The organism is Lysinibacillus piscis (assembly GCF_026012395.1).
GTDB classification, from domain to species: Bacteria; Bacillota; Bacilli; order Bacillales_A; family Planococcaceae; genus Lysinibacillus; species Lysinibacillus piscis.
The window spans coordinates 72,948-88,603 of record NZ_BRZA01000002.1; the positions used below are offsets into that span (position 1 = coordinate 72,948).

General features: G+C 38.1%; 14 protein-coding genes. 12 read left to right on the forward strand and 2 right to left on the reverse strand.

The annotated features are described in order from the left end of the window. Positions 1 to 90: 90 nt before the first annotated feature. Positions 91 to 1,317, forward strand: coding sequence for a carboxylate--amine ligase (locus tag OPF91_RS06685; RefSeq protein WP_264987957.1), 1,227 nt, complete (start codon positions 91 to 93; stop codon positions 1,315 to 1,317). A 42-nt stretch (positions 1,318 to 1,359) separates the two neighbouring features. Here the strand turns inward: OPF91_RS06685 and OPF91_RS06690 are convergent, their stop codons facing one another. Further along, the gene (locus OPF91_RS06690) at positions 1,360 to 1,674 is read right to left on the reverse strand and encodes a hypothetical protein (protein ID WP_264987958.1); all 315 of its coding nucleotides are present in this window, start codon (positions 1,672 to 1,674) and stop codon (positions 1,360 to 1,362) included. 154 nt (positions 1,675 to 1,828) lie between these two features. On the opposite strand from OPF91_RS06690, the gene OPF91_RS06695 reads away from it, so the two are divergent. The 9 genes from OPF91_RS06695 (at position 1,829) to OPF91_RS06735 (ending at position 10,919) form a co-directional block, all read left to right on the forward strand. Further along, on the forward strand, positions 1,829 to 2,905 hold the full coding sequence (locus tag OPF91_RS06695; protein ID WP_264987959.1) for a M42 family metallopeptidase: 1,077 nt from the start codon (positions 1,829 to 1,831) through the stop codon (positions 2,903 to 2,905). Between the two features lie 62 nt (positions 2,906 to 2,967). Next, positions 2,968 to 3,507: a DUF84 family protein gene (locus OPF91_RS06700; RefSeq protein WP_264989123.1), complete on the forward strand. Its 540-nt coding sequence runs from the start codon at positions 2,968 to 2,970 to the stop codon at positions 3,505 to 3,507. After that, positions 3,500 to 4,015, forward strand: a complete 516-nt coding sequence (locus tag OPF91_RS06705) for a hypothetical protein (RefSeq protein ID WP_264987960.1) — start codon at positions 3,500 to 3,502, stop codon at positions 4,013 to 4,015. The genes OPF91_RS06700 and OPF91_RS06705 overlap by 8 nt, the downstream gene beginning before the upstream one ends. Positions 4,016 to 4,036: 21 nt before the next feature. Next, the gene (locus tag OPF91_RS06710) at positions 4,037 to 4,861 is read left to right on the forward strand and encodes a DUF1444 domain-containing protein (RefSeq protein ID WP_264987961.1); all 825 of its coding nucleotides are present in this window, start codon (positions 4,037 to 4,039) and stop codon (positions 4,859 to 4,861) included. Next, entirely contained in the window at positions 4,858 to 5,472 is a 615-nt protein-coding gene (ytpR, locus tag OPF91_RS06715; RefSeq protein ID WP_264987962.1) for a YtpR family tRNA-binding protein, read from the forward strand. The genes OPF91_RS06710 and ytpR overlap by 4 nt, the downstream gene beginning before the upstream one ends. 162 nt (positions 5,473 to 5,634) lie before the next feature. Further along, on the forward strand, positions 5,635 to 8,298 hold the full coding sequence (locus tag OPF91_RS06720; RefSeq protein ID WP_264987963.1) for a DNA translocase FtsK: 2,664 nt from the start codon (positions 5,635 to 5,637) through the stop codon (positions 8,296 to 8,298). A 147-nt stretch (positions 8,299 to 8,445) separates the two neighbouring features. Next, positions 8,446 to 9,747, forward strand: coding sequence for a UDP-N-acetylmuramate--L-alanine ligase (gene murC / locus OPF91_RS06725; RefSeq protein ID WP_264987964.1), 1,302 nt, complete (start codon positions 8,446 to 8,448; stop codon positions 9,745 to 9,747). 126 nt (positions 9,748 to 9,873) lie between these two features. Further along, positions 9,874 to 10,362, forward strand: a complete 489-nt coding sequence (locus OPF91_RS06730; RefSeq protein WP_264987965.1) for a DUF948 domain-containing protein — start codon at positions 9,874 to 9,876, stop codon at positions 10,360 to 10,362. Positions 10,363 to 10,439: 77 nt separating this feature from the next. After that, the gene (locus tag OPF91_RS06735; protein ID WP_264987966.1) at positions 10,440 to 10,919 is read left to right on the forward strand and encodes a YtxH domain-containing protein; all 480 of its coding nucleotides are present in this window, start codon (positions 10,440 to 10,442) and stop codon (positions 10,917 to 10,919) included. Positions 10,920 to 11,011: 92 nt separating this feature from the next. Here the strand turns inward: OPF91_RS06735 and OPF91_RS06740 are convergent, their stop codons facing one another. After that, positions 11,012 to 13,162 carry a cell division protein FtsA gene (locus tag OPF91_RS06740; RefSeq protein WP_264987967.1) on the reverse strand — a complete coding sequence of 717 codons (2,151 nt, stop codon included), beginning with the start codon at positions 13,160 to 13,162 and terminating at the stop codon, positions 11,012 to 11,014. A 174-nt stretch (positions 13,163 to 13,336) separates the two neighbouring features. Between OPF91_RS06740 and OPF91_RS06745 the strand changes: the two genes are divergently transcribed. Next, on the forward strand, positions 13,337 to 14,410 hold the full coding sequence (locus OPF91_RS06745) for a bifunctional 3-deoxy-7-phosphoheptulonate synthase/chorismate mutase (RefSeq protein ID WP_264987968.1): 1,074 nt from the start codon (positions 13,337 to 13,339) through the stop codon (positions 14,408 to 14,410). Between the two features lie 185 nt (positions 14,411 to 14,595). Then, entirely contained in the window at positions 14,596 to 15,606 is a 1,011-nt protein-coding gene (gene ccpA, locus OPF91_RS06750) for a catabolite control protein A (protein ID WP_264987969.1), read from the forward strand. Positions 15,607 to 15,656 lie beyond the last annotated feature (50 nt).

Here is a 15,656-nt window from a genome sequence, read left to right on the forward strand (position 1 = left end):
TGTGAAACCTTCAACGGTGTTCACACGTTTTTCTATGTAAAGTATGTTACACTAAAAAAATACTATATTATAAAAGAGAGTTGAATAAATATGGCAACAGCACAACCATTTTTACCAATATTATTAGGATCAGATATGAATGCTTATGGTATGGCACGTTCATTTTACGAGGCATATGGCATTAGACCAATTGTATTAGGACGCTCCCATTTAACAGCTACACAGGATAGTCATATTTTAGATTTCCAAGAGATTGACCGTTTGAATGAGCAAGAGGTCTTTGTGCCTGCGATGATTGAGGTGGCAAAAAAATATAGCAATCAAAAACTACTGCTATTAGCTTGTGGAGATGATTATGCAAAGCTGATTATTAAAAACAAGCCCGCATTACAGGAATATTTTACAGTACCTTATATTGATGAGTCATTAATGGACGAAATTTTATTAAAAGAAAACTTTTATAAAATGTGTGATCAATATCATTTTAAATACCCAGGTACAACAACAGTAACGGCTGACAACTATGAAAATTTCACACCACCATTTGCCTATCCTATTATTTTAAAGGCATCAAACTCTGTAGAATATTGGGCATGTAAGTTCCCAGGGAAGAAAAAAGTATTTGTGGCACATGATGAAGCCGAAAAAACAGCCATTTTAAAGGCGATTTACAGCTCCACTTATCAGGATACAATGATTATTCAAGAGTTTATTCCTGGCGATGATTCTTATATGCGTGTATTAAATGCGTATGTTGGTAAGGATGGCAAAGTGAAGCTAATGTGTCTAGGGAATCCGATTCTAGAGGAGCATTCTCCAGAGGGCATTGGTAGTTATGCAGCGATCGTTACAACGTATGATAAGGAATTAATGGATCGTGTACGTTTCTTCTTAGAGGATATTGGCTATACAGGCTTTGCGAATTTTGATATGAAATACGATATTCGTGATAAACAATATAAGCTGTTTGAAATCAATTTGCGCAATGGGCGTTCTAGCTATTATGTAACGGCTAGTGGGCATAATTTAATGAAATATGTAGCGGATGACCATATGTTGAATATTGAACAAGAAACAACATATGTGGAAAATAAGCATTTGTGGATGATTATTCCAAAAGGTGTGTTATTTAAATATGCATCCAATGAAAAATTGAAATTAGAGGCACAAAAATTAATTCGTGAAGGTAACTATACAAACTCCCTTTACTTTAATGAGGATATGAATGCCAAACGTTGGGTGAAGCTCACATTAAATAACTTAAATTATTACCGAAAATATAAGAAATACTTTAATAATAAAGGTTTATCTGAATAACAAAAGGAGCGATTTTATCAGTCGCTCCTTTTTTCGTACGTCCTATACTTCCACTAATTCTACAACCACACCCGAACGAGCATCTGCCGCAAATTCAAATGTTTGCATCTCCCCTTCGTGCATACGGGAAATACCGCCACGATAAACAGGTGTTGTGATAATACCATTTGAAAAATCCTCTGTTTTCATATAAATCCAAGAGCCATCAATCGGCGCTTCTTTTTTAAATTCTTTTTTTATATTTTCAAGTACTTGTCCTGCTGGGGCATATGGGGAAACTTTTGCGCTTGCTTCTTTAATAATGACTGCTGTAGCTAAGCCAGTGGCAACACCGATTAAAAAATCACGTAATTTCATATTATTTTCCTCCTTTTTCGATAGTTTCATTTTAACATAGGATGGGAAAAAAATGCATCTGCATACATTAAGACTTTACGAATATTTCGATTTAAGAAATAATTTGTGCTACAATGAAGATGAGTATATTTCACTGTAAGAGGAGAGAGACAACTTGAATCAAGAGACATTACAATTATTTAAAACGTTAACAGAGCTACCAGGTGCTCCAGGTAATGAACATGCAGTACGTGCTTTTATGCGTACAGAACTTGCAAAATATTCAGATGAAGTGATTCAAGATAATTTAGGTGGTATTTTTGGTGTGAAGCATAGTGAAGCAGAAGATGCGCCTAAAATTTTAGTAGCAGGGCATATGGATGAAGTAGCCTTTATGGTGACATCAATTACAGATAACGGTATGCTTCGCTTTCAGCCACTTGGTGGTTGGTGGAATCAGGTCATGCTTGCACAACGTGTTGATGTATATACGAAAAATGGCGCTATTCCAGGTGTGATTGCTTCTATTCCACCGCATTTATTGACAGATGCAGAGCGTGCAAAGCCAATGGAAATCAATAATATGCTGATTGATGTTGGGGCAGATAGTAAGGAAGATGCTATCGCAATAGGTGTACGTCCTGGTCAATCGATTATTCCAGTATGTCCGTTTACACCAATGGCAAATTCGAAAAAAATTATGGCAAAAGCGTGGGACAATCGCTATGGCTGTGGATTGGCGATTGAGCTAATGAAAGAAGTACAGCATGAAAAATTAGCTGCACATCTTTATTCAGGTGCAAATGTTATGGAGGAAGTTGGGCTACGTGGCGCAAAAGTATCTGCTAATATGATTCAGCCTGATTTATTTTTCGCCTTAGATGCATCACCAGCAAATGATACATCAGGAGATAAAAATCAATTTGGACAGCTTGGTCAAGGAACATTACTGCGTATTTTAGATCGCTCAATGGTCACACATCGTGGTATGCGTGAATTTATTTTAGATACAGCAGAAACAAATAATATTCCATATCAATATTTCGTATCACAAGGTGGCACAGATGCAGGACGTGTGCATACGGCGAATGATGGCGTACCAAGTGCTGTAGTCGGTATTTGCTCACGCTATATTCATACAGCAGCTTCGATTATTCATATTGATGACTATGCTGCTGCGAAAGCACTCATTGTAGAATTAGTGAAACAAGCAAATCGCTCGACATTAGAGACGATTCACGCTAATGTATAAAATAAATGGGAAGATGCCTGTTAAAAAGGCATCTTTTTCTATGTGAAAAGAGGTATGGAATGATGAAAATCGCAATTGGTACAACAAATAAAGCAAAAATTGCTGCGGTTGAGACAGTAGCCAATGACTATTTGGAACAACCTAGCTACACATATGTAAAGGCGGCTTCACAAGTAGCAAATCAACCGATGACACATGAAGAGACACGACTAGGCGCTATTCATCGTGCAAAAAATACATTGCAGGCAGTGGATGTACAATTAGCATTCGGCTTAGAGGGTGGCATCACAGAAATAGAAGGGGCTATGTACGTTTGTAATTGGGGAGCTCTTGTTACAGCAGATGGGGATGTTTTTACAGCAGCAGGGGCGCAAATTTTACTACCAGAGGAAATTGCCCAGGAAATACGGAATGGTAAGGAATTAGGACCTGTGATGAACGACTATACACAGCGTCAAGATATTCGTCAAAATGAAGGAGCAATAGGTATTTTTACACATGGGCTAATAAATCGTCAGCAAATGTTTGAACATATTGTTAAATTGCTTATTGGTCAATATTTCTACACAGTTGCACAGAAAGGGAAAAAACATCATGTATAAATGGTTAAAATCTTGTAGTTTACTCATTTTACTAATCATCCTCTCAGCCTGCACACAATCGGTTGAGGAGCAATTTCAAGATGGGCTTCAGCCAATAGAAACGACATTGACTGAAAAACCAGCAAAATCAACAAACACGATTGGCAATATCCAATTATATTTACCTGCTAATTTTAAAGTAGAAGATAGTTCAGATGAATACAATATGATCATTACAAAAGGTGGAGAAGATTATATTCTTTTTATTAATGATCGTGAAAAAGAGGATAGTCAATTGTATTATCAGTTATTGAAAGAAGATAGTACAAAAACAATTGTGAAAGAGCAAACATATGAAAATGAGGACACATTTAGCTTTATTGCCATTGTCAAAACAGCTAAAGAAGATGAGTTTGAATTAATTGTCAGCAGTGGTGGTATTAAAATGACAACCATTTCTCCAACTAAGCATGTAGAGGATAACTTGCTAGAGATGGCGAAAATTGTTCATTCTGTTCATCTTCAATAGGACGAAAGGATGTGTTAATGGATGAAACAAATAAAATCTGAGCAGCTTGTTGCTTTGTTAAAACAACAATTAACAGAGGACATATTTGATTTTGCTTTTGATAAAAAGCATGATAAATTACGCTTGAATCATAAAAAAATTGGTAAGGGCATGGAGCTATCATTGCCAGGGATTGTAGCGAAATATAATGATAAACAAGAAGCGGCGATTCAAGAGGTCGTTTATACAATTGAACAAACATTTCAAGCAATGGAAAGAGAGCAAGAGCAGGGATTTCAAGCAACAACACAAATTTTCCCTGTGATTCGTGCGACATCCTATCCACGTATCTCCAAAGAAGGACATGCCTTCATTACAACAGAGCATACAGCCGAAACACGTATTTTTTATGCGCTTGATTTAGGAAAAACCTATCGTTTTATTGATGAATCCATGTTAGAGGCATTACAATTAACAGTGGAACAAATCCGTGAAATGGCTCGTTTTTCTGTGAAGCAGCTACCGACTACAACGAAGCAGGATGAGGTAGCAGGCAATATTTTTTATTTCGTTAATGTCAATGATGGCTATGATGCAAGTCGTATTTTAAACGACAGCTTTTTGAAGGCGATGTCTCAAAAAATTGAAGGGGATATGACGGTATCTGTGCCGCATCAGGACGTTTTAATTATAGGTGATATTCGAAATGAAACAGGGTATGATGTATTAGCACAGATGACGATGCATTTCTTTACAGTGGGTATGGTACCGATTACGTCATTATCATTTGTTTATGAAGATGGTGAGCTAGAGCCAATCTTTATTCTAGCCAAAAACAGAGTGAAAAAGGAGCAAGAAAAGAAATGAATGTATTTTACAATAAAGCACATGTAGGCGATGTTTTACTTGTACAATTAGCAACAGAGCCAATCGTCAAAACAGAGGTAGAGCGTGTAGGAGACATTGCTATTTTAAAAGAAGCACAAACAGGTGAAATCAAAGCGTTTAACTTATTTAATGCGAGTAGCTATGTGCAAACAGATGTACAAGGTTTAGTTGAAATGACACCAGAGCTAGTGGCACAAGTGGAAGCGGCGATTGCAAAAAATGGTGCTGTGATTAGCCTTGATGTAGACTTCTCCCCAAAATTCGTTGTGGGCTATGTAGAAACAAAAGAGAAACATCCAAATGCGGATAAATTAAGCGTTTGTACAGTCAATGTTGGTGAAGAAACATTACAAATTGTTTGTGGTGCACCAAATGTTGAGGCTGGGCAAAAAGTTGTAGTAGCGAAAATTGGTGCTGTTATGCCTTCTGGAATGCTGATTAAGGCTGGAAACTTACGTGGTGTCGATTCTTTCGGTATGTTATGCTCGGCACGCGAATTGGAGATTCCGAATGCGCCATCTGAAAAAGGTATTTTAGTGCTAGCAGAGGATGCCGTAGTGGGTAGTCCATTTGAAACACCAAGTCGCTAATTTGAAAATCGTCATGTCTATCAATTCGTTGATAGTGTGGCGATTTTTTGTTGCGAATCCATCGCTAAATAGAAGTTTCTGATACGTTTTTATGGTATGCTTTTAGAGATAGCCTCTCGCTATTTAGCTAACATGAAGTGTATGAGAAATGAGTGAAGTAACATGAGTTGGTTTAAAAAACAAATTGATAAATTTTTTAATAAAGATGATGAAGAATTTTATATGGACTATGAAGAATCCTATGATGAGATAGAAACGCCTTCTGCTACAACGACACAAAAAAAGTTTCGTTTTCCATTGATTGAAGATGAACAAGCGATGTTTACACAACAGCAAACAAAAGAGGCATTCAATCAGATGGAAGATGTGTACTATGAGCCAATAGAGGACTTGTCCTTACCAAAGCATTTAAACCATCAAGTGGTGGATGCTAGTATTTATGATGTCGAAGTATCGGGCATTCGTGAGCTACTAGCGAATCGAGCTAAACGTACAGGGCGTACAACTGTAACACGTAGTCAAACAACACAAGAGCCACCGCGTTCTAAAGCGAGCCTTGTATTTCGTGATGCACAAGTTGAACAGTCTGTTAGTAAGGAACAGCCGATTTATGAAGAAAAGCCAGTAAAAAGTAGTTTACCTACTAATCGCAAACGCTTTGTGCCAACGGATGTGCCGTCACCTGTCTATGGTTTTGCGAAGCCTCGTCCAATTGAGCAATTGCTAGAAGATAAACGCAAACAAGAAGTAGAGCCTATAGAAGAAGCAACAAATGAGGACAGTGAAAATATACTACAAGAAAAAACAATGGAAACATTGGTGGAAAAGCCGTACCCAACATTGCCAATCATTGAGGAAACCCCAATGCCTCAGGAGGAGTATGTACAGGAATTACCGATAGTACAGCCAACAACGATGACGGTTCAAGAGCAAGTCCAGCAAAAAGAGCAGATCGTGAAGGAATCGGAAATTCATCTAAAAGAAATGGTTGTTGAAAATGTCCAAATCGAAAATTCAACCATTCATATTGGCGAAGTGACTGTTTTACAATCAACAGAGACAAATGAGGAGAAGCAAGGCACAGAACAGCAAATTACAAGTCGTGTACCTTTTAATGTTTTAATGTTGAAAACAGATAAAGCGAAATGGGCTATGAAGCAACAATTAAAAGAAACACAATCTGTTAGTGTAGAAGAACCTATACAGCTTTCAGAAGAGCCAATCAGCCTACAATTGGAGGAGGAAGAGACGCTTATTACTGAAGAACCAGTTGTAGCGTATTCTTCACAGGAAATAGCAAGTACGACATTGGAACAAATAGAGCTAATAGATGGGGAAATCTCTGATAGTGAGGTAACTGAGGAAGCGGGGCTGGTCATGACACCCCCACCAGTAAAATCAACGAAACCAGTAAAAGTCTATCAAAAGCCATTGGAAGAATTTTTAGAACCACCTGAGCAAAAAACGCAGGATACAGAGTGGATGGAGCAACAAGGCGATACGTTGATAGAGGCATTGTCTCATTTCCAAGTCCAGGCACAAATTGAATCGATTATGCAGGGACCTGCTGTGACACAATTTGAAATCACAGTAAGCCAAGGGACAAAGGTTAGTAAAATTCGTAATTTAGCAGATGATTTGAAATTAGCTTTAGCGGCGAAGGATATTCGTATTCAAGCACCAATCCCAGGTAAAAGCTCTATTGGGATTGAGATTCCTAATCGTGTGTCACGAGCGGTACGCTTATCAGAAGTGACAAATAGTGAGTCGTTCTTGCAATCTGACTCACCATTAGAAGCTGCATTGGGGCTTGATTTAACAGGGAAGCCTGTTACGCTTGACTTACGAAAAATGCCACATGGTTTAATTGCGGGCGCAACAGGCTCAGGGAAATCTGTATGTATTAACTCAATTTTAGTCAGCTTACTATATAAGGCTGCACCACATGAATTGAAGTTGATGCTTATTGACCCGAAAATGGTAGAACTTGCGCCGTTTAATCATATTCCGCATTTAGTCAGTCCAGTGATTACAGATGTGAAAGCGGCAACGGCGGCTTTGAAATGGGCTGTAGAGGAAATGGAGCGTCGTTATCAGCTTTTTGCACATGCAGGAGCACGTGATATTACTCGTTATAATGCTTTAGCAGACAAAAATAATGAGCATAGTTTAAAATTGCCCTATATTTTGATTGTCATTGATGAATTGGCAGATTTAATGATGATGTCACCAGCCGATGTGGAGGAAGCGATTTGTCGTATTGCACAAAAGGCACGTGCTTGTGGTATTCATTTAATTGTTGCTACACAACGACCATCCGTTGACGTTATTACAGGGTTAATCAAATCCAATATCCCGACACGTATTGCTTTTGCTGTGTCTTCACAAATTGATTCACGAACGATTTTAGATGGGCAAGGAGCAGAGCGTTTACTTGGACGTGGCGATATGCTGTATTTAGGTAATGGTATGTCAGCACCTGTGCGTTTACAGGGAACATTTGTCACAGATGAGGAAATTGAAGCGATTATTGACCATGTGCGTGAGCAGGGGGAGCCAGATTATATATTCGATCAAGAGGAATTATTGAAAAAGACAGAGGTCTCATCAGAGCAAGATGATTTATTTGAGGATGTTTGTCGCTTTGTTTATGAGCAAGGTGGAGCCTCTACGTCATTAATTCAACGTAAATATCATATTGGCTACAATCGTGCAGCACGTCTAATTGATATGCTAGAATCACATGGCTTTGTCTCTGAAGCAAGAGGCAGCAAGCCAAGAGAAAGCTATATTACGGAAGATGATTTAATGACCATGTTTGAATAAAACATTTGATTTTGTGACAAAATTAGTTTTTTAGAAAAGTTATACGATATGCTATAATAGATAAGATGTATTGGGCAGTATAGATTTACAACATAAAATGCAACAGATTTGATAGATGGGATAGTCTATTTCCCGGGGGGTTAATTCATGACAGTTTTTCATTTTACAGGCATTAAAGGCTCTGGTATGAGTTCACTTGCACAAATTTTATTTGATGCTGGCGAGCAGGTGCAGGGCTCAGATATTGAGAAATATTTTTTCACAGAACAACCATTGCGTGAACGTAATATTACGATTTTGCCATTTGATGTAGACAATATTAAACCGAATATGATTGTCATCGCAGGGAATGCTTTTCCTGATGAGCATCCAGAATTAGTGCGTGCTAAAGAAATGGGTATAGAAGTCATTCGTTACCATAAATTTTTAGGCGAATATATCGGACAATATATATCGATTGCCATTACAGGAGCACATGGTAAAACTTCGACAACAGGTTTAATGGCACATGTTGTCGCAGGCTATAAACCAACATCTTATTTAATTGGTGATGGTACTGGTGCAGGGCATGAAGATGCAAACTATTTTGTGATGGAGGCATGTGAATATCGCCGTCATTTTTTAGCATACAATCCTGATTATGCGATTATGACAAATATCGATTTTGACCATCCAGACTATTTTGCGAATATCGAGGATGTATATGCAGCATTTCAATCGTTGGCATTACAAGTGAAAAAAGCAATTATTGCTTGTGGTGATGATGAGTATTTACAACGGATTCAAGCTAATGTACCTGTTGTATACTATGGCTTTGGTGAAGACAATGACTTTGAGGCACGCAATGTGGAAAAAACAACAGAGGGTACAAATTTTGATGTCTTTGTGCGCAATGAATTTTACAATAGGTTCTTCATCCCATCATATGGAGATCATGCGGTATTAAATGCCCTAGCTGTGATTACATTATGTGAATATGAAGAAATTCCACCACAGCTTGTACAAGAGCGTTTAAACACGTATCAAGGTGTGAAAAGACGTTTTACAGAAACGATGATTGGTAATAATGTGTTGATCGATGATTATGCACACCATCCAACAGAAATTTGTGCAACTGTGCAAGCCGCACGTCAAAAATATCCTGATCGTGAATTAGTAGCTGTTTTCCAACCACATACATTTACACGTACACAAGCTTTTTTACAAGACTTTGCGGATAGTTTAAGTCTTGCTGATGCAGCCTATTTATGTGATATTTTTGGTTCAGCACGAGAATCACAGGGAGCTTTATCCATTGAGGATTTAGCAACGTTAATCGAGGGCAGTGCCGTTATTACACCAGAAGGTATTGATGTCCTCACAAAGCATGAAGGTGCTGTGTTCTTATTTATGGGTGCTGGAGACGTCAATAAATTCCAAAAAGCCTTCGAGGATGTATTAAAAAAATAATTACTTGTGCGAGGGTGTAGGGGCTACCAGACACCTTCGCCTATTACATAGCAGGAATTTTGTTTCTTTTGTCGAAAATATGGGAAGTACTACTAAAGAGAATGATACATTTAGGAGGATTAACAGATGGAAATGATTTTATATATTGCAGCAATTATTGCAGCAGTTGGATTTTTAGTATTGTGTGTAAGCGTTAGCATGACATTGTTATCATTGAAGCCGATTATGAAAAATGTGGCAAGTACATTATCAGGTATTGAAAAACAGATGGAAGGCATTACACGCGAGACAACTTCTTTGCTAACGAAAACAAATGGTTTAGCAGAAGATATTCAACATAAATCAGAGCAATTGAATTCAGTTGTTTATGCAGTCAAAGGCATTGGGGATTCAGTAAGTGGCTTAAATGCATCTGTTAATAACATTACATCTTCTATTACGAAAAGTGTAGAAGAAAATGAAGAAAAAATTGCGCAAGTCGTACAATGGAGTAATGTAGTCATGGGTGTTGCAGATAAATGGAAGCAGCGCAAAGTGGTGGAGCCAGAAAATATTTACACGGTTACATCTACGGAACCAAAGAAGACAACTAGAAAATGGGGACGCAAAAAGTAATGGCATGTGGAAAGGAGTACATTGTTTTCATGCTCCTTTAACATAATGATAGCTTGAAAAAAGGGAGGAATTCATGTATGTCAACAAAGGTCAACACAGCTGAAGGAAAAGAGCAACAATTAGAAAGCTCACTACCACAACTTTATTATCCACAAACAGTGATTTATGAAGAGGAGCGAGTGAATATGAAAGACTTTGTTATTGGTGCATTGGTTGGCGGAATTGTAGGGGCAGCAGCTGGTTTATTACTAGCGCCAAAGTCAGGGAAGGACTTACGTAGCGATGTAGCCGTACAAGCTGTCCATTTAAAAGACCGTAGTGCAGGATTCTCTACAACAGCGAAAGATAAAACATTACAATTATCTAAACAAATTCAAGAGCAGTCCACACAATTAGTTGAAAAAGTAAAGACAATTAAAACAGCAAAAGCACCAACTGTTTTTGACGATGGCACAGTTTCCTTTGAAGGAGAAGAACCATTAGAAGAATTTGTTCCTACAGAAGAGGAACAGGTTGACGTAGTAAATGCAGAAACAACAGAAGAAACACGGGCATAAGGGCAGAGAAATGAAGCCGATTCGGACACATTCCGAATCGGCTTTTTTTATCTCGTATTAACAGGTTGTAAACACCTGATTGAAGGCTCACTTTATGCATTATTTTCTTGTAGAAGAATTTCTAGTTGGTCACCACCGAAAATTTCTGTATCAAAGCTGGCTGGCTGACCGTTGCGTAAAATGGTAAATTGCCCTTTAAAGGCTGTTGGCAGTTGCCAATTGGAGAAGCGAAAAACATCTTGATAAATCCAACGACTTTGATCCTTTTCTTGAAAAGCAATTGTTGCCCCGTTCGGTACAGTAACCAGTGGTGAAACAGCAACACCATTTAGTAATGCTTCATGTGCGATTTTCTTTAACTCTAAAAGCTCATGCTGAAAATGAATAACGATTTTATCTTCTAACAATACATTCATTTGGTCAGCGATACGTTGTACAGTAGGAAGCACAGGCTGTTCTAGTGTGATGTTGTCACCATCTTTGACTGCATAAGTCATTTTTGCAGGCTTGCCATTGAGCAATAATTGCGCAGAGAACTCAGGTAAGTAAAGTGGCTGTCCATCAATTTTAATAGCGTATGGTGAAGGCTGCGTCACTGTATGGTTATTTTTCGTGATACTCAATACTTCAGCTATTGTTTCAGCTACTGTAAATGTCACAGTATCACGGTCTTGTAACTGTGTATCGAGTGTCGCTTTAGTCCCGTTTACTAAAATTTGTGGCTCAATTTGGTAGGCTTGCTGTTGAATCGTAATGGTTTTCACAACGACACTATCGGCAATATCACGCACAGTAGCTGTAGCAGGCTGTCCATCACGTCCTTCCACTAATTGAATTGTATCGCCTGTTTGAATGAACGTCTTTGTTGAAGCTGCCTGTCCGTTCACCAAAATTTCAGCAGGTAATCCGTGTCCGCCAGGAATGAAAATATCTTGTCCATTAACACTAATCGATAAGCCATGTCCAGGTTTACCATACAATTGCTTTGCTCGAATATTTGCTGCTAAAAAAGCATCTGCTACCGTCATTTCTTTTAATTCAAAGAGACGTACAACTTGATTATTGACAGTTAAGCTCATATATTGGATAGGCATTTTTCGCGCGGCGATTGCAATACCAATTGGCGTTACAAGTTCAGGTGACGCTGGAATTTGTGCATCTCTTGTTAAATTTTGAATGGCATCAATGCCTCTAACGGCAATGCGGTTTGTTGGTAGTTGAAGAATTTCGCTCAGTTCTTCAGCTAAGTTTGGCGTTAAACTACCACCACCAACAAGCATGACTGCTTTTGGCGCAACATGGTTGTTCAAACGTAAAATCTCTTGTCCAATTGCATGAGCTAGTTGTTTCACAGCAGGGTTAATTACTTGTAGTACTTCTGCTTGTGGATATGTTTGGTCGAAGCCAAGAATGTCTTGGATGACGATTTCCTCTGCGGTTTGAAGCTGACGCTTTACTGTTTCTGCTACCGGAAAATCAAGCAAATAGTGGTCACTCAACGCCTCTGTAATTTCATCTCCAGCAGTTGGCACCATACCATAGGCAACAACTGTGCTCTTATCTGTAATCGCAATATCAGAAGTGCCTGCACCGATATCAACTAATGCTACGTTAAGGCGACGCATTGTAGGTGGGATGAGTACATTGATGGCAGCAATAGGTTCTAATGTGAGTGCCTCCATTTCTAAATCAGCACGTTTTAATGCAGCGATCAGTGATTCAACAACCACACGTGGAAGGAATGTGGCAATAACCTCGATTTGTGCTTCGTCTCCCTGTTGATCAAGCAAGCTACCAATTTCTTCACCATCTAGACGATAGTACAAAACAGAGTAACCTACACAATAATAATGACTAATTTTAGCATCCTCTTTTTGTTGAAGAAGCTGTTGTTGTGCTTGCTGAACAGCTTGAAGCTCTAAACGGCTAATATCCTCTTCCGTAAATATAGGGCGGTTGCGTATATTGATGGTAACGCTAGCTTGCTCTGTTTTTAATGAGCGTCCAGCCGCAGCTACACTTACTTTTGTTAAAGGGCCATGCTTTTCCTCAAGTTCTTGTTTAATTTCGTTGATTAATTCTGCCACATACATGACATTATGTATTTGACCATCGACCATTGCACGTTCTTTATGCTCTTTTACAATAATATCTTCAACATGGAAATGGTTATTTTCTTCCGTTAAAATGATACCGACCACAGAACGTGTGCCAATATCAAGTGCAAATAATTTTGAAGACAATGTAATCGCTTCCTTCCTTGGTATAGCTCAATTTAATTTAGCGAGTTGAAGCGCTAAATTAAAAATGCGTGACAATTTATATAACTTTGATTATAATAATGCTATTATCTAAAAATGTAACATACATTTCAGAGTTCTGAAAGTGTTTGTCATGATGAGAGGAGCAAGAAAAAGATGAGCCAAAAAGATTTAGAAAGCTTGCGTAGCCAAATTGATGAATTAAACTTAGAAATTCTTCGATTAATTAATGAACGTGCAGCTGTAGTTGATGAGATTGGAAAGTTAAAAGAAAAGCAAGGTGTACACCGTTATGATCCATTACGTGAGCGCCATATGCTAGATTTAATTAAGGAACATAACAAAGGTCCGTTAAACCAAATGACGGTTGATTATATCTTTAAGCAAATTTTCAAGACAGCTTTAAAACAGCTTGAAGCAGATACGAAAAAGGAACTACTTGTATCACGTAAGAAAAAATCAGAAGATACTGTCATTAATATTAATGGCGAACTAATTGGTCAAGGAAAACCATCTTTTGTATTTGGACCTTGTGCAGTTGAATCTTATGAACAAGTAGCAGCAGTAGCAGCATCAATTCAAGCAAAAGGTGAAAAATTAATTCGTGGTGGTGCATACAAGCCACGTACCTCTCCATATGACTTCCAGGGTCTTGGTTTAGAAGGCTTGAAAATTTTAAAGCGTGTTTCTGAAGAGTATGGTTTAGCTGTTATTACTGAAATTGTGACACCGAGTCATTTAGAGGAAGCATTGGATTATATCGATGTTATTCAAATTGGTGCACGTAATATGCAGAACTTTGAATTATTAAAGGCTGCGGGTGCAGTGAATAAACCAGTATTGTTAAAACGTGGACTAGCAGCAACAATCGATGAGTTTATCCATGCAGCAGAATATATTATGTCAAAAGGCAATGAAAATATCATTCTTTGTGAACGTGGTATTCGTACTTATGAAAAAGCAACACGTAATACATTAGATATTTCAGCTGTACCAATTTTAAAACAAGAAACGCATTTACCAGTGTTTGTCGATGTAACGCATTCAACAGGTCGTCGTGATTTACTATTACCATGCGCAAAAGCAGCGATTGCGATTGGAGCAGACGGTGTAATGGCAGAAGTACATCCAGATCCATCTGTAGCACTTTCTGATTCACAACAACAAATGGATATCCCAACATTTGATGCGTTCTATAAAGAGATTCAAACATTTATGAAAAATCATTAATGATAGGGATGAAGCCGTCTGCGTAGTAAGCAGGCGGTTTTTTTAGAGGAATATGGTAGAATGGATTTCTATAGTTGAAAAGCATATGAAAACTGTCGTATGATAAGGCTACATATGTTTTTATCTTGATTCAGCAGATGTTTTTTCTGACGAAAGCAACAAAAGAAAGTAAGGGAGGCATGTTTATGACTGTTACAATTTATGATGTGGCAAGAGAAGCGAACGTTTCAATGGCAACGGTTTCACGTGTAGTGAATGGCAACCAAAATGTAAAACCAGCGACACGTAAAAAAGTATTAGAAGTAATTGAACGATTAGAATATCGTCCCAATGCAGTAGCAAGAGGGTTAGCAAGTAAAAAAACAACAACAGTTGGCGTGATTATCCCTGATATTGCGAACAATGTCTATGCAGAGCTAGCAAGAGGTGTTGAAGATATCGCTACAATGTATCACTACAACATTATTTTATCCAACTCTGATCAACATGAAGATAAAGAGCTAGAGCTGCTCAATACAATGTTAGGTAAGCAAGTAGATGGTATTGTCATGATGAGTGATGAAGTGACGGAAAAAATGCAGCAAACGATGGACCAATCACCTGTCCCAATTGTCTTAGCAGGCTCGGTAGACGAATCTCAAACAATTGCGAATGTGAACATTGATTATTTCCAAGCAGCTTATGAAGCGGTGACATTATTGATTAACAATGGTCATCAACGCATTGGCTTTGTCACAGGTCCACTTGCTTATACGATTAATGGAAAATTTAAGTTAGAGGCATATAAAAAAGCATTGCAAGATGCTGGTTTATCAATAGATGAATCGTTAATTGTAGCGGAAGAATCGAGCTATGATATGGGCTTAGAGGCTTGGGAAATATTATCTGCATTAGAGCAACCACCGACTGCTTATTTTGCAGGTAGTGATGAATTAGCGATTGGTATTATTCATGGGGCACAAGATATGGGGAAAACTGTACCAGAGGATATTGAAGTCATTAGCTTTGAAAATTCAAAATTAGCACGTATGGTACGTCCACAATTAACAAGTGTAGCATTACCTTTATATGATATAGGGGCGGTAGCGATGCGTTTATTAACAAAGTTGATGAATAAAGAAGTAGTAGAAGATGAAACAGTTATTCTACCTCATCGAATTGAATATCGACAATCCGTCAAAGGGAACATATCTTAAAAAGGTTGCTGAGAAAATTTTACTTTCTCAGCAACCTTTTATTTTGTCAA

Excerpts from the sequence above, each read along its gene's own strand:
- OPF91_RS06685 (WP_264987957.1), top strand. The coding sequence starts at position 91 with ATGGCAACAGCACAACCATTTTTACCAATATTATTAGGATCAGATATG.
- OPF91_RS06690 (WP_264987958.1), bottom strand. The coding sequence starts at position 1,674 with ATGAAATTACGTGATTTTTTAATCGGTGTTGCCACTGGCTTAGCTACA.
- OPF91_RS06700 (WP_264989123.1), top strand. The coding sequence starts at position 2,968 with ATGAAAATCGCAATTGGTACAACAAATAAAGCAAAAATTGCTGCGGTT.
- OPF91_RS06705 (WP_264987960.1), top strand. The coding sequence starts at position 3,500 with ATGTATAAATGGTTAAAATCTTGTAGTTTACTCATTTTACTAATCATC.
- OPF91_RS06710 (WP_264987961.1), top strand. The coding sequence starts at position 4,037 with ATGAAACAAATAAAATCTGAGCAGCTTGTTGCTTTGTTAAAACAACAA.
- ytpR (WP_264987962.1), top strand. The coding sequence starts at position 4,858 with ATGAATGTATTTTACAATAAAGCACATGTAGGCGATGTTTTACTTGTA.
- OPF91_RS06720 (WP_264987963.1), top strand. The coding sequence starts at position 5,635 with ATGAGTTGGTTTAAAAAACAAATTGATAAATTTTTTAATAAAGATGAT.
- murC (WP_264987964.1), top strand. The coding sequence starts at position 8,446 with ATGACAGTTTTTCATTTTACAGGCATTAAAGGCTCTGGTATGAGTTCA.
- OPF91_RS06730 (WP_264987965.1), top strand. The coding sequence starts at position 9,874 with ATGGAAATGATTTTATATATTGCAGCAATTATTGCAGCAGTTGGATTT.
- OPF91_RS06735 (WP_264987966.1), top strand. The coding sequence starts at position 10,440 with ATGTCAACAAAGGTCAACACAGCTGAAGGAAAAGAGCAACAATTAGAA.
- OPF91_RS06745 (WP_264987968.1), top strand. The coding sequence starts at position 13,337 with ATGAGCCAAAAAGATTTAGAAAGCTTGCGTAGCCAAATTGATGAATTA.
- ccpA (WP_264987969.1), top strand. The coding sequence starts at position 14,596 with ATGACTGTTACAATTTATGATGTGGCAAGAGAAGCGAACGTTTCAATG.